Raw genomic sequence first — 12,463 nt, 5'->3', positions numbered from 1 at the left:
GACGAGGGTCAATCCGTTTATGGCGGGCCTTATTTCAGCCTTAAAGGATGCTACGAAATTAGATGGACTTCAGTCGGTGCCACATCGCCAATCGGTTCCGGTGAGCGCCGGTAGTTACCACCAATCGACACATTCCAGCGTAGCGTGCTCGACGCCGGCGCAGCCGCGCTAAAGTCGGCGTTTGGGGGAGTATTACCGTTTTCGACAGGCCGATCACGGTCTCGACCGTTGCGTTGTCGTAAGAGTCGCCGATATGCCCGACAGATAGCGTGAACTGAGCATCGCTCAGAGGTCTGAAATAACGCAGCGAGAGATACTGGATACTGCGTTGCGATGGCGGAGCAACGCGGCCGGATGGCCCGGCGTAAAATAAAAAATGATTTGCTCCAAGGTACAGATTGCGAGCGCGGCAGTACGTTGCGCTCGGATAGATCGGCGGTCGGGCTCGGCTTGTTGGGCCTTGTCAGAGCTATACGTCGACGGTGTGATCGGCCATCGGCGGATGGGCTCGACACCGTAGACACCGCAATAATCGTCGCTAAAGACCACAATGCCGAGCGTCGGAGGCTGGCCTCCGACTGCGCAAAATTGCCGATGCCATACGCACAATCTGGTTGGCGCGTTCCAATCCGCGATTCTCGTGCTCGAGCGCTTTGATGCGCCCACGCGCCTCGGTGGTCTCGCCCTCGCACAGCCCGCGAGCAAGCTCGGCTTGGCGAACCCAGTGGCGTTGCGCAGCCGATCTTATCCGCACTCGAAGGTTTTATAGCGCGCTCCCGGGCTCCCTGTGAATACCGGGTACTCTGTGTCACGGTCCCCAATGGCGGTCTCCTCGATTTGCCTAAGATGCTCAATGGGGCTGATATGCCGCGGGCGCAGACAAATCTATTTTCATCGACAGGGCATGTCCTCGCGCAACTTGGCGGGTCGTGACCGCCGCTGATATCGATACCGATACGTCCATCGATCGTGTGACAGGATGGCGACTTGAATTTGCAGGCCTTGCCCGGCGTATCGTGGGTGTGCCGTGCGCGCTGGGTGAGTGACATGCTGCCGAAGAGGCGCCGATCCACGAACAAGGCAATCGTAGTCTCCAATCCGAGGGACTAGAGACACGTGCTGCAACGTCAACGGTGGCGCGAAATCGGCCACGGCCAGTTGGTTGCGGCGCGCCTTTCACCGACCACGATGATCACCGGCCCGAACGCCACAACGAGGTACTGGAGGATGAACTACGAGGCGCCATAGGCCATGGTTTTCATGTCGTCACGCAACTCGACCGGCTCGCCGGGACTGGTCAGCGGCGTGCTGTAGTTCCGCGCGGAGGGCCCGTGTCACAGCGGCTTCATCAGTCCAACCTCATCCCGGTTGTTCGATTTGAACACGAAGTGCCTAGTGTGCTGACGAATCGCGTCGAGTGCATCGGCAATGGTAGCCGCCTTGACCATCACCGTGCCGCGCAGTCGTCCTTTGTTGCCGAACTCCGACGCGCGTAAATGTTCGCCATGTCGTGCCTTGGGGTGTGAGGTGGTAAGTGCGGGTCGTGCGCCGGCACAGCAGCACGTAATCGGTGAGATTGTTGCCGTAATCATGTGTGCGTTTGCGCGTGGGGTCATCGGCCGGCCCGATGCCGACGACGTAGAGTTGAGGAATGATGACTGCTCGGACATCCAGCACGTGCCCTCGACACATGGGCCGTGGGCGAAGCTTGGCAGCGTTGCGGCCAGACCTGGCACGCCGCGGTGACCCAGAAAACGCATCAGGCTGAGTTTGACGCGAGTGGCGACATCGCTGTTACCGCCGGGGAAGCATCAAGGAGTTACCAGGCTAGTCGTCCGCGCCATTTCGACCGATGCATCATCGGCCCCACTGACGTAGGGCCCAACGTTCGGCGCGGTGTCACTGTGCTCGTTCGTCGTCTGATGGTGCGGATGACGGCACTTCTCGCCGGTCGCCTGGTAGATGCCCCTGCGGTCTACGGCGGTGGCTACAGTCTCGTTGAACACGACGATGTAACACTTCATGTCGATCAATGGGAATGACCGCGCCGCGCGACCGACACGGTCATCCGTCACCTGGGTTGTGCCGGCGTAGCTCATAGGCCCTATTTGGGATAACCAGAAAGCCTTATTTCGCCAATGCCAACGCAGCGAGCGTCCCCCTCACGAAAGCATGACTATGACTTACAGTTCGGCAGAGGGGGGCTTTAAGATTTTTTCCCTCGGTCACATCGGCCCAATTTTGGCGTGATAAAAATGGGTCCGGCTCGGTCGGAACATACCTTGGGCACCCGGCCTATCTGGAGTCCCCGAGACGTCACTGGATGCGAAATTAAAGTCGTTTCGTGATTCATTTTCTGCTCCTCCGGAGTCGATCTAGGGTGCAAATTTTGCTCTCGAACCGGCTTCGCGAACCGCCTCTAAAAGGTATTCGTGACGTCGCCGGATGCGGATTCAGGATGCCGGTTGATGTCCGATTTGTTCCGTCTCGGAGCGTCGACGCGAGTACATAAACTATTGCTCGCTGCGTTGCTCGTGTGGATTATCACGGGGTTATCGAGCATCTAATAGCGACGCCGCAATCGGCGTTATTTCTGGTCTCCCCAGCCCGCCTGCACCGCGGTCTGAGCGCCGCTCATGCCAGCGGTTTGGTCCCATAATTGCTCGCTGCACCGGGCCAGCCACCTTCGCCCTGCGGCCAGTGACATCTCTAATAGGCGCGCACACGCAGGCCATGTGTGAACGCATAGAATCATCTCAAGGTGAGCAAACTTTTTGCGCCCCCTGGGGGCGAGGGAGTCGTCCCAGGCGATTCTAATCTCCGTTTCGAACCGCACCTGTACCCTAAGACTGAGACCCGTTTCCGGCGGGAAATTCTGTGCGGTATCCGGTTATTTGGGCTCACGGTCTGGCCGGTGCCGTGATGCAGGCGGCACACGTTTCGTCGTGCATTACCAGCTGCTTTTTTTGGGGCCACCCCAGTGTCAATGATGGCGTCGGAGACCCTGTAGTGACACATTTGGGCAACGCTCCACCAGTGCCTGGTGGTACGCCGCTAGCCGGCGGCGTGGCAGAGCGGTATCGGGTGTAGAGCCGCGGAATTGCAGGGCGTTCAACATCATTGGCATCGATGCGCTGCAGGCCCCGAGGCGTTGGTTATCCCATTCATGGGGTTATTGCGCCCGCGCAATATGACTACCACGGCGGCCGCAGGAACGGTCAAGCCACGCTGCCATGTCCTGGAACACAGCACGGGCGTTGGCTTTTTTGGGGGACATCCACCCACGTGCTTGAGCATTGTGATTCCATCACGAGCAGTGCCTATTGCGCTGCCCACGCACGCACCTGATAGATGATAAATCGTCTTGTGTCTCCCCGCGTCACGGGAGTTACTAACCGCACACCGGGTACGGTCAGCCCCCTGTAGAACAGGCACTCTCTCCATATCGAGGTGTGTTTTTTCCTCCTGTATAGGGAGGTTTACATTGCATATAACTCCTCATAATCGGTCGAGATATGCACTGGTGAGACGGAGAAAGAGTGCACTGTTGTGAGTCACCAGCCGAGGCTAGCCAAGCCCGGATCGCCCGGGCTTTGGTGCCTGCCCCACGGGGTTCAAACGTGTAGGCCTTAGCGTTTTACTGCCGGCTTTATCGCCCGATCATCACGCACCAACGCCGTACAGAGCACGTGTCCGGCCGTTGATCTAAGGCTCACGAGTGATTGTGGGCTCTTGTTTCGAAGCATACGTTGAGCGGTATGAGGCAGTTGGGCTAGCCCGGATGTCCCAGAGTGCGAAGTATGAGGTCGGAAACCAAGAAAGAGGAAAACCGCATGGGTGAATGGCCGCTTTTAATCGCAACGCTACTTCTGGTGTTGGGCATGCTGCTGTCCCTGTGGGTCGGTACACGTCAACAGCGCGAAGCCCGCGCTCGCCGGAAGGCGCGGGAGGGGCGCGAGGTCGAAATGGTTCGCGAGAATCGGCCGCGCGGCACGTATATACACTGCACAAAGGATAAGGATGATGAGTGACATTGCACGGCCTTAGAGAGTCGTTCGTACGTGACAGCGTCGGGCGGCACACTCTGGGTCCGATATGTGAATAGGAAATACTAAGCATGCGGTGCGTGGTTCTTCTGGCAACAGCCGTCTTGACCCTCGCTTCAATTACGCTTACCGGAGAATAGATCATGACAGGTGTATTGCTCGCGCTTTTCGCCGCAGGGTTCGTGATCCTGGCTGTAGTGCGCAGCGCCCGGAACGATATGAAAAACCGAAAACAAAAAGCGGCTAAAGGACGCCCAATCCTTTTGGATACGGGGCTTGTCGAGGCTGCAGAGCACGATACGAAACCGATGGGCCGGTCTGCCGCCGAGCAGATCGAACGATGGGCTCATATTGGTCGCGTATGGGACCTGCGACCTGATTTCGACTACGAGAATGTCTCTGAAGCGCTTCGAGGGAACATATCGCCGGATCGTCTATCGTCCATCGAGCGCGCGCTTTACGACGCCGAGTTTGGAGAACGAATGAAGTATGCCGGGGGCGGCGAAGGCTAGTTGCAGGCCCGCCGAGCGACGAAAGCAGAGGACTCTTCCGTCTACGGGCCATACCAAGGTACGTAACCGACTGGCGCAAGATCCGATCTTCCTCTAAAACGTGCCTGCCGGCCGAGCACGCTCAAATTCGTTAGGGCTCTCACAGTGCAGCCGATCAGGAAAGTAATGCAGTCGATCTTCGAGTATTGTCTCGCCTCTGTTCCGCCAGCGCGTCATCCGACATGCCGCGGGATTTGCCTGACCTGTTTGTCTCGACAACTACCGCGACCGATTGCGCCGATGACGTAGCTCGTCGCGACGATCTAGGCGTCGGGCGATAGATAAGCCGCCGATGCCGATCCCCAGTAACAGGGCACCAAACAAAACCAGCTGTGTCAGCGCGCTCATCGAGTGCCCAGTTTCGATAAATCGAAACCGGCCTCACGTTGTTGACGTCCGAGCTCGGCAAAGAACTCCTTTTCTTCGGGGCCGGGGGCGCGCATCCGCTGCTCGAACGCCGTATCGAAAATCGAGCGTTCCAATGCGTTGAGTTCATCCGGCGATATCGATCCTGTTAGCGCAAGCTGGACGCGGTCGTAACCAATCTCCTCAAGTTGGTCCAAAAACTGGCCCATGCGCAACCATCGCTCGAGTTGATTCGTCAGAGAGCGATTGGCAGCAGCGGCATCGCGGCGCGCGTCTTCTACAAGCCGTGAGGGCACGATCTCAGCGCTGGCGTGGGCTGGACTGATCCGTCGCGTCGCGAGCCACGCGAGTGTCGCGATGGATGCCACTCTGAATAAGGTAAGTCGAGGGATTCGCATGACAACTCCCGCACCGGTAGGCAAATGGCCCAAACACTGATTGACTGATCTGGATCTACTCTACGCCGGGCACGACAAAAGCGCTGCTGGCGGCGATGCTCAACCGGCAAGTGCAGCCGATGGCATGCACAACCCTCGGGTAAAGGCGGTCGCATTTACTCGATTCGACCCGTTATACAAAATCTGTAATTGGCGGTATAACGAGCGACGCGGCAGCCGAATAGCTCGTAGCGACGTGGGCTTATAGCCTAGTCAGACGGCAAGTGTTGCATGACCCAAGGTCGCCTCGGTCAAGGCCTAGTGCCAGAGCCGCAGACGAGCTTCGATGGGCATGATCCCCTAAGAAAATGCCCCGCTTGCGTCCGAGCTCGCCACAGCCAGCACGCGGTCCATGCGGCCCGATTTGAGCGCATCGAGTGGCGCGGTAGCGCGAAGCCCGGCATGTGGCGTCGTCAGCCATACCCAGATGAAGTTGCCGTGGCCAAGTTCCGCGATAACCTGGCCGAGACCCTCGGGTAGCTGATTGGTGTCATCGAGCTGATCTCTTGGGTACCGATAGCCGTGGCCGCGGTAAGGCACTCCAACCACTTTGCCCGCCCTATGCCAGCGATGAACCGTCGACCCGCTCACGTTGCCAGCCAGTTTTCCAAGACCGCTGGCAGATAAGTAGAAGCGCTCATCCCCGAGCTGCTTCTCGGCCGCCGCCCACTCGGGGTCCTTGCGCCATTCGGCGACGAGCGCGCGATGCCGTTTCTCCTGTCTGGCCTTTTCTTCCGGACTCATGCGTTCAGGGCGGGGGCTGGAGCGCGCAAGCTGTGCGTCGAAATCGAAGCGTGTATCTGGCTTCATATTTTTTACTGTAGCTAAACGCCGCGGTCGTTCTATAAATCCCGTTGCATGCCTCGTCTGCCGTGGCCGCTTAGTCGACAACGCGGAGAAGCCGTGCATCGCCAAAACGCCGGGCCACGTAAACGCGCTTGCGATGCACGCACAGAGGCCCTGACCTAGCGTGCGGACGTTTTCGCGAAGCGTTCAGGTCGCTGGTGCTGATCGACCGCGTATCGAGACAGGGGTTAGTCTTCGAGTCGGCAAACGCAAACCGCGGTGACGCCGATTTCTGCAGGGAAAACAGCGCGTACTTCTTATTCCGACCCGTATTCATGGCGATGAAAAGGTCTTCCATGCTTGAGTCAGTTTCCGTGCTTGCCGGCCTCAATCCCGGCGATGAGGTGCTGGTCCGCCGTCTCAACGGTCGACTACACGTCTTCACGACGATGACGGTCAGCCAAGTGAAAGAGACGTTCCTGATCGCGCGGCAATCCATGCAACAGTCGAAAGTGCCTGGGCGGGGTGTCGTGTGCTTTCGTTTGAGCGACGGCGTCGAGCAAGCCAGCGGCGGTGCGCCGCGACGTGCTTGGCCGCTGGACAGCGACGAGGCGCAACACATCTTGGAAAAGGACCCAAGCGCTCGGCGGCAAATCGAGCGGCAGCGCCGCTAGGGCCGCCGATGTATCGATGGCTCGCCGTTACCGGTCTTGCCGTATTACTGGCGAACGCTGCGTATCCCGCTGAGGCGGACACATCAACAGATGTCGCCCACGTCGTGGCTGACATCCCCGAGCCGGCGTTCGGGGCTCCGGTGCTCATGGTGGGCGAAAGCCACCGGCGCCCAAAATCGCATGCCTTCACGTCGGCTTTGATTCGTCGCGCGCTCCACCACGATCGGTGTGTCACCTTGGCACTTGAGATTCCGGTCGACCAGGCCGACACGTGGCGATCTCTCGCTAACGAGCCCGAAGCAATCGGCTCGATGAGCCTGCCATCGATCCATGACTCACCGAGCTTGCGACGTTTGCTACAGACGACGGCCAGGCTCGCGCATCAGGATTGTCTGAAGCTCAATGCCATCGACTCGATCCCGACCCAGTCAATCGATCATCCGGGTGGCCGCGACTTCGTCATGGCCGAGCACATCGCGGACCTAGTTACCGACGACCGGCTCGTTATCGCGCTGGTCGGCAGCAACCACGCCCCGCGGCATATCGACTGGGATTACGACGCACCCGGTCAGTCGACCACGTTTTATCTAGCCGAGCGTGGCATCGACGCCTACGTGATCCTGCAGGACTGGGTGGAGACGGAGGCGCCCCGGGTGCTGGCGGGGGACGGCGAAGCCGCCGTGTCGGCATACAATCGCCTGCAATGGTTCCGGAGTGTTGTACCGGCGACGACCTTCACACGCTATGCCGACCGTTTGATCCAGTGGCCGGATATCGGCACTTTGGAGTTCGGCGGATCCGAATAGATCTGTGCAAAGCTCAATGGTGCTTGGTTGCCGCACGCCGGGGCGAAATGTCGCGCTTGCTGTCCTCGACATAAAACCCCGGCGGTAACTCCTGGACGAATACTCATAAAGAGCGTTACGGCACTGGCCTTCACCGGGCCCAGGCTAGGCCTGTTCGGATCGCCTATTGGCGTAAATCAACTCTACCAGCACATGACCCCGTTGAGCGGATCGTTCGAAGGGAGAAGCGCGGCGGCTTAGCTATCGAACGTATTCGTGTCATGGCTACACTAGCCGCATGTGTGGACGCTATGGTCGAACCAGCCCGCCGACGGACTTCGCGAGAATCGTGGACGCCGTCGTTTCCGAAAAGACCCTGGGCGACTCGGGATACAACCAACCGCCTGGCACGTTTCAGCTATGCGCCCTGAAGAGTCCCGACACGGGAGAGGTCAAGCTCGGACCCGCGTGGTGGGGATTCATCCCGAACTGGGCGACCGATACCAAGCTTGCGCCGATCAATGCCCGGTCGGAAACGGTCGCGGACAAGAAACTTTTCGCCAAGTCGTTCGCGCACCAGCGCTGCCTGGTCGCTGCCGACTGGTGGTATGAATGGCAGCGCGACGGTGACCGAAAACAGCCCTTCGCGATTCGGCCCGAAAAAGGCGGGCCGTTCTTCTTCGCCGGCCTATGGAGCAAGGCCGCTCGACTGCCCGCTGACCATCCGGCGGCCGGACAAGTGACCTACGCCATTCTGACCGGTGAGCCCAATGACGATATCGCGCATATCCATAACCGGCAGCCGCAGGCCCTAACCTTCGACGCAGCGCGAGCGTGGCTCCACCACTCAAGCAATCAGCACCTGCACGAGATTCTCGCGGACGGTCGGTACCAGGCATATGAAAGTTGGCCCGTGCCAACGCGAGTCGGCAATCCTTCCAACGATGATCTCGCGGTGATCGAAAGGGTCAATCTCTAGCGGCAACCGGGAGGTGTGCATGCGGAATCGCGCACCTCCCATCGACATAGGAGGTTATATCGAGACCGGCGCCAGCGGCCGCCACGCTCGTTTACTTGGCCGGCGGCTCATGCGCAGACGCCGTGCATCGTACGGACGAGCGTCTGCTCTACCCAATCGGTTCCGCTCTCCGTATCGACCAGTGTGATCGGAGCTTCTTCCTCGAACACGGGATTGGGTGTGGTGAGCCAAAAAATCGCACGTTCACGATCGCCGAACACTTCCTCCGCTAAGGCGATGGTCCTGACCAACCGCAAAAGTGCTTCTGACGCTCTTTTCGATAGACGTTGCGACTTACGCTTGGACGCCGACCTGAGAGTGGAGCGCGAAATAACCTGGTCGAATAGTCTTCGCGGAACGCCGCTGGTCTCGCACACGTAGTGCGCGCTCTCGACGAGCAGGCCCTTGAGAACCATGTCCCGAACCATGGCCGGTTGACCAAGCTTTCGGGCTGAGAGTTGAGTAAGGCGTTCTCTGCCCAGCAAATCGATGGCCTGTTCGTTTAGTCGGAGCTCCCTGTATGCGCTCATGACTTACCACCCGTCCTACCGCTCTTATTCTGTATTAGTGGTCTCGGTGTCGCTTTGCACTGTAGAACAAAGTCCGCGTATGCGCTCTTAACTCAAGCGTAAGGCCGAAGCGCTTGAAAAGGCCCGGATCGATAGTCTCAGCGAGCGAATGCGTGTCTGGCAAGAAGCTGCATCCGTTCGCCGGTTCGCTGCAGCGGTTGAGGAAGGTCATGCGTTGGGTGAACTCGCCGATCAATCATCGGACGATCTGATGCAATCGCTTGCATGGGCGCGGGAATACGCAGAAGCGATCGATTCATGCAATCTCCAGGCTTCAGGTGATTGGACTCCAGAACGGTGTGCTACTCAATAGTGGGGGATGGTCGAGCAACGCCGCGCCGCCACCCGAGCGATTGACGCAATATATGCCAGAGGAGGAGTGAATAACCGATGCAAACGCGCATTCGAGTGTTCGTAACTGACTATTTACAACCTATCGTCGTTGCGGACATACTCGGTTCGTGCCGCTGACCGTGGCCAGCTGCCCACCTCGGCGAACCTCATAGGACGGTCTGCACCTTCTCTAATACCCGTCATTGCTAATCCATCGGCTATGCGGCAGTGGGCACCGTCACGGCCTTACGGAGTTCGCAATGATCTATCCTCGTTATCTTTCCGAGCGCAACATGCGCGGCTATCGGCGTGAAGCCAAGTTGCTCGCTCGTGCCGACGTGCTTTCGCACAGTAAGGCGCTAGACGCACTGGCGCGTCGCGACGGCTTTAAAAACTGGTCTGAGATTAATTTCATACGGCGAGCTTCGGAAGCCGCCGAGCAGACCTTGGCCGAGGGCTTCGTAATTGCGATGGATGTGAAGGAGGCGCTCGAATTCGAGAAATCGAAAGGCTTCCTCGAGGACCAACTCATGTGGCACCTCGTATGTTTGAAGCTCGTCGAGGAGTACCTTGCCGAAAAGCGGGCTAGCCCGTCGCCTGCCGTCTTCTATGAGGACCCGGATCTCAAGGGCGAATGGCAGGAAAGCGACTTCGATCAAGATAATGCCTTTGAAAGCATAGGTGGCAACACGACCGTCTTTGCTTATAGCGGTAGAACCCCGGTTCTAACTCCTGAGGCTGCTAGCTTTCTCCTCTGCGATATCTGCTTCTGGCGCCCTGAACAAATGTGGTTCAAAGGCCAGCGATACGACGGGCAATGGATTAACGATCAAGTCTATGGGCCACCGCCGGCCGTTTCTTACGAAACGGTTGAGGTCTCACGAACGGGCTATGATTAAGCCGAAGCCCACGCACGCGGGCTCCTTGTGCTTAGTACGCTCCGGCCCACCCCGAAATGGGGCGGAACTCGACACCGAAGTATGGAACTATTGCTTGTAAGCAATCGCCGCCCATGTCCGCAGGCTGCTCGAAAACCGGTTGAACAAGTTCATGATCCGTCTGTACTCGATTGCTGAAGCAAAGCGGCTGCAGCAGGAGAGGCGGGCTCGCGAACAACGTGCGCGTGCAAAGCAAGGCCGGCTCGCCGAACTTAGGCGCAAGGCGGAGGCTCTTGGAAAGGCACGTGTGAACGACCTCAGCGAACGCATGCGTCTCTGGCCAGAAGCTGACTCTATCCGCCGTTTTGCCGTGACGGTTGAGGAAAGCCATGAATCGAGTGTTCTGTCGATCAGTCGTCAGCCGAGTTGAGACGTTGGCTGGGGCGGCGCGCCCTGGCGCTAGTTGGCCATTCCGGCCTTTGCTCTTACTGGGTATTGCCCGGTATGTCTTCCGGGTTCAAAAGTACGATCTGCTGGGCCTCAGGACTTCGGCTACCTGCATCATTGTCGAGTCGCAGCATTCTTAATAGGTAGAAAACCATCGAGACGCGGACTGTTATCTCAGCGCTACCGTCACGCATCCCGTACTCCCATGCGATAGCGGTCTTCTGTCCGTCAGAGAGTTTTTCATGCGGCCCGATTCGAACGGTGATGGTCTGATGCCATTCGGCATCTGTGGCCGGATCGATCGTTGACGTTTCTTGCGCGCCCGTCGAGACGATGCGAGCGATCACATAGTCGCGGAACATCTCATGCCGATGAGAGTAGGCCCGAACGTGCCAACGCTGACCGTCGTAGCCTAGTGCATGCGGGCTCAACCACCGCGTAGTCGGGCTCGGTCGGTTCATGGATTGATATTCCACCTCGACCATGTGGTTGCGGCGAATCGCCTGTAAGAGCACTCGCAGGATTGTGGGGTCGACGCTGCGTCGTGCCGAGGGTAGTGCCGCGTAGGGCGGCGGCGAGCCAATCCAGCTTGAGCCATCGTGGCCGGTAGTTGTGCCGAGGCCAAGCAACTCCTCCGTATAGGCCTCCGCTCGATCAGAAACCAGTGCCGGCGCGAAATGCTCGCCCCTTACATACCGCTTAGCGTTGCGATCATAGGTCAGGTTGCCCGGTGCGCGCTCTTTGTATTGCTGTATATCGGCCGATGCCTGTTGAGCCGAGATCCCAAAGAAATCGACCAAGTCGGATCGATTCATCTCGCCGTCCCAGAGCAAGCGAAACTCGATAAATGCCAATCGGCGTTCAGGCCCCCAGCGGCCAGCGGTAGGAGGATTAGTACGTTCGTTCAAGTGGCAACCTTTGTTTGTCTAGTTTCTTGATGAATCGAATAACTAGGAGTATATTAAAAATCGCTGAATTCTGTTTTAACGGATGCAGTGGTTAAGTGCGACGCAAGGAGATGAGCAATGGCTGATCGAGAAGTAAAACGTTCCGGCAAGGATCGCGACGGCGATATCACGAAGCTCTGCAATTCAGGGCAGAGCTGGAGTCCGCGTATGAAGCGTGACGCGATCAACGATATCGAGAGCAATACGCACAGCTACTTCGTGCGCTGGAACGGCGGTGATCGAACAGCGATTCGGGTCGTCGACGGTCCGAGCGGCAAGTATTTGCGTACGGATCGCGACAGCACGAGCAAGAACAATCTCGACGATTTACCGGACTGCTAACCAGAGGAAGCAAGCCATGGCTGACAAGAAAGCAAACGTACATGTTGTCCCACACCCCGATGGCGGCTGGGCCACGCGTCGCGCGGGCTCGGAGCGCGTAAGCGGGCGCCACGAGACGCAACAGCAAGCGATCGACGCCGGGCGTCCCGTGGCTAAGCGAGACCACGTGGAATTTCTCGTGCATGGGCGAGATGGCCAGGTTCGCGAGCGCGATAGCTATGGCAACGATCCGTTCCCGCCCAAGGGGTAAGCGTTGGAAGGTCGGTCGAGCGGTGCGTAGATGA

At 58.5% G+C, this 12,463-nt stretch carries 13 protein-coding genes; 8 read left to right on the top strand and 5 right to left on the bottom strand.

The annotated features are described in order from the left end of the window. Positions 1-1,334 precede the first annotated feature (1,334 nt). Positions 1,335-1,592, bottom strand: coding sequence for a hypothetical protein (locus SADO_RS14825; protein WP_353112771.1), 258 nt, complete (start codon positions 1,590-1,592; stop codon positions 1,335-1,337). A 2,597-nt stretch (positions 1,593-4,189) separates the two neighbouring features. Here SADO_RS14825 and SADO_RS14820 point away from each other — a divergent pair. Next, positions 4,190-4,558 (top strand): TA system antitoxin ParD family protein, encoded by a 369-nt coding sequence (locus SADO_RS14820; RefSeq protein ID WP_353112769.1) that lies wholly within the window; start codon positions 4,190-4,192, stop codon positions 4,556-4,558. Between the two features lie 383 nt (positions 4,559-4,941). Here SADO_RS14820 and SADO_RS14815 read toward each other — a convergent pair whose 3' ends face one another. Both SADO_RS14815 and SADO_RS14810 read right to left on the bottom strand, forming a co-directional pair. Next, entirely contained in the window at positions 4,942-5,361 is a 420-nt protein-coding gene (locus SADO_RS14815) for a TA system antitoxin ParD family protein (protein WP_353112767.1), read from the bottom strand. A 339-nt stretch (positions 5,362-5,700) separates the two neighbouring features. Continuing rightward, positions 5,701-6,210 carry a hypothetical protein gene (locus tag SADO_RS14810; RefSeq protein WP_353112765.1) on the bottom strand — a complete coding sequence of 170 codons (510 nt, stop codon included), beginning with the start codon at positions 6,208-6,210 and terminating at the stop codon, positions 5,701-5,703. A gap of 194 nt (positions 6,211-6,404) precedes the next feature. On the opposite strand from SADO_RS14810, the gene SADO_RS14805 reads away from it, so the two are divergent. The 3 genes from SADO_RS14805 (at position 6,405) to SADO_RS14795 (ending at position 8,624) form a co-directional block, all read left to right on the top strand. Further along, positions 6,405-6,860, top strand: a complete 456-nt coding sequence (locus SADO_RS14805) for a hypothetical protein (RefSeq protein ID WP_353112763.1) — start codon at positions 6,405-6,407, stop codon at positions 6,858-6,860. An 8-nt stretch (positions 6,861-6,868) separates the two neighbouring features. Then, positions 6,869-7,666, top strand: coding sequence for a hypothetical protein (locus tag SADO_RS14800; RefSeq protein ID WP_353112761.1), 798 nt, complete (start codon positions 6,869-6,871; stop codon positions 7,664-7,666). Between the two features lie 277 nt (positions 7,667-7,943). After that, on the top strand, positions 7,944-8,624 hold the full coding sequence (locus tag SADO_RS14795) for an SOS response-associated peptidase (RefSeq protein WP_353112759.1): 681 nt from the start codon (positions 7,944-7,946) through the stop codon (positions 8,622-8,624). A gap of 107 nt (positions 8,625-8,731) precedes the next feature. On the opposite strand, the gene SADO_RS14790 is transcribed toward SADO_RS14795, so the two are convergent. Then, positions 8,732-9,193, bottom strand: coding sequence for an Xre family toxin-antitoxin system antitoxin (locus SADO_RS14790; RefSeq protein ID WP_353112757.1), 462 nt, complete (start codon positions 9,191-9,193; stop codon positions 8,732-8,734). Between the two features lie 632 nt (positions 9,194-9,825). Here SADO_RS14790 and SADO_RS14785 point away from each other — a divergent pair. Both SADO_RS14785 and SADO_RS14780 read left to right on the top strand, forming a co-directional pair. Continuing rightward, a complete protein-coding gene (locus tag SADO_RS14785; RefSeq protein ID WP_353112755.1) occupies positions 9,826-10,464 on the top strand; it encodes a hypothetical protein in 639 nt (212 codons plus the stop codon). A 139-nt stretch (positions 10,465-10,603) separates the two neighbouring features. Beyond that, entirely contained in the window at positions 10,604-10,873 is a 270-nt protein-coding gene (locus SADO_RS14780) for a hypothetical protein (RefSeq protein ID WP_353112753.1), read from the top strand. A gap of 55 nt (positions 10,874-10,928) precedes the next feature. Here SADO_RS14780 and SADO_RS14775 read toward each other — a convergent pair whose 3' ends face one another. Then, positions 10,929-11,798 (bottom strand): helix-turn-helix transcriptional regulator, encoded by an 870-nt coding sequence (locus SADO_RS14775; RefSeq protein WP_353112751.1) that lies wholly within the window; start codon positions 11,796-11,798, stop codon positions 10,929-10,931. 117 nt (positions 11,799-11,915) lie between these two features. On the opposite strand from SADO_RS14775, the gene SADO_RS14770 reads away from it, so the two are divergent. Together SADO_RS14770 and SADO_RS14765 are read left to right on the top strand one after the other, a co-directional pair. Beyond that, entirely contained in the window at positions 11,916-12,179 is a 264-nt protein-coding gene (locus SADO_RS14770) for a DUF3892 domain-containing protein (RefSeq protein ID WP_353112749.1), read from the top strand. 16 nt (positions 12,180-12,195) lie between these two features. Beyond that, the gene (locus SADO_RS14765; protein WP_353112747.1) at positions 12,196-12,429 is read left to right on the top strand and encodes a DUF2188 domain-containing protein; all 234 of its coding nucleotides are present in this window, start codon (positions 12,196-12,198) and stop codon (positions 12,427-12,429) included. Positions 12,430-12,463: the final 34 nt, after the last annotated feature.

Source organism: Salinisphaera dokdonensis CL-ES53 (genome assembly GCF_040361215.1).
GTDB lineage: Bacteria > Pseudomonadota > Gammaproteobacteria > Nevskiales > Salinisphaeraceae > Salinisphaera > Salinisphaera dokdonensis.
The sequence above is the reverse complement of the archived record's forward strand: the minus strand, read 5'-3'. Positions and strand labels throughout refer to the sequence as shown.

Bases quoted from the DNA above. Each gene is read 5' to 3' on its own strand.
- SADO_RS14800 (WP_353112761.1), top strand. From the start codon at position 6,869: ATGTATCGATGGCTCGCCGTTACCGGTCTTGCCGTATTACTGGCGAAC.
- SADO_RS14795 (WP_353112759.1), top strand. From the start codon at position 7,944: ATGTGTGGACGCTATGGTCGAACCAGCCCGCCGACGGACTTCGCGAGA.
- SADO_RS14770 (WP_353112749.1), top strand. From the start codon at position 11,916: ATGGCTGATCGAGAAGTAAAACGTTCCGGCAAGGATCGCGACGGCGAT.
- SADO_RS14810 (WP_353112765.1), bottom strand. From the start codon at position 6,210: ATGAAGCCAGATACACGCTTCGATTTCGACGCACAGCTTGCGCGCTCC.
- SADO_RS14785 (WP_353112755.1), top strand. From the start codon at position 9,826: ATGATCTATCCTCGTTATCTTTCCGAGCGCAACATGCGCGGCTATCGG.
- SADO_RS14765 (WP_353112747.1), top strand. From the start codon at position 12,196: ATGGCTGACAAGAAAGCAAACGTACATGTTGTCCCACACCCCGATGGC.
- SADO_RS14815 (WP_353112767.1), bottom strand. From the start codon at position 5,361: ATGCGAATCCCTCGACTTACCTTATTCAGAGTGGCATCCATCGCGACA.
- SADO_RS14820 (WP_353112769.1), top strand. From the start codon at position 4,190: ATGACAGGTGTATTGCTCGCGCTTTTCGCCGCAGGGTTCGTGATCCTG.
- SADO_RS14790 (WP_353112757.1), bottom strand. From the start codon at position 9,193: ATGAGCGCATACAGGGAGCTCCGACTAAACGAACAGGCCATCGATTTG.
- SADO_RS14825 (WP_353112771.1), bottom strand. From the start codon at position 1,592: ATGATTACGGCAACAATCTCACCGATTACGTGCTGCTGTGCCGGCGCA.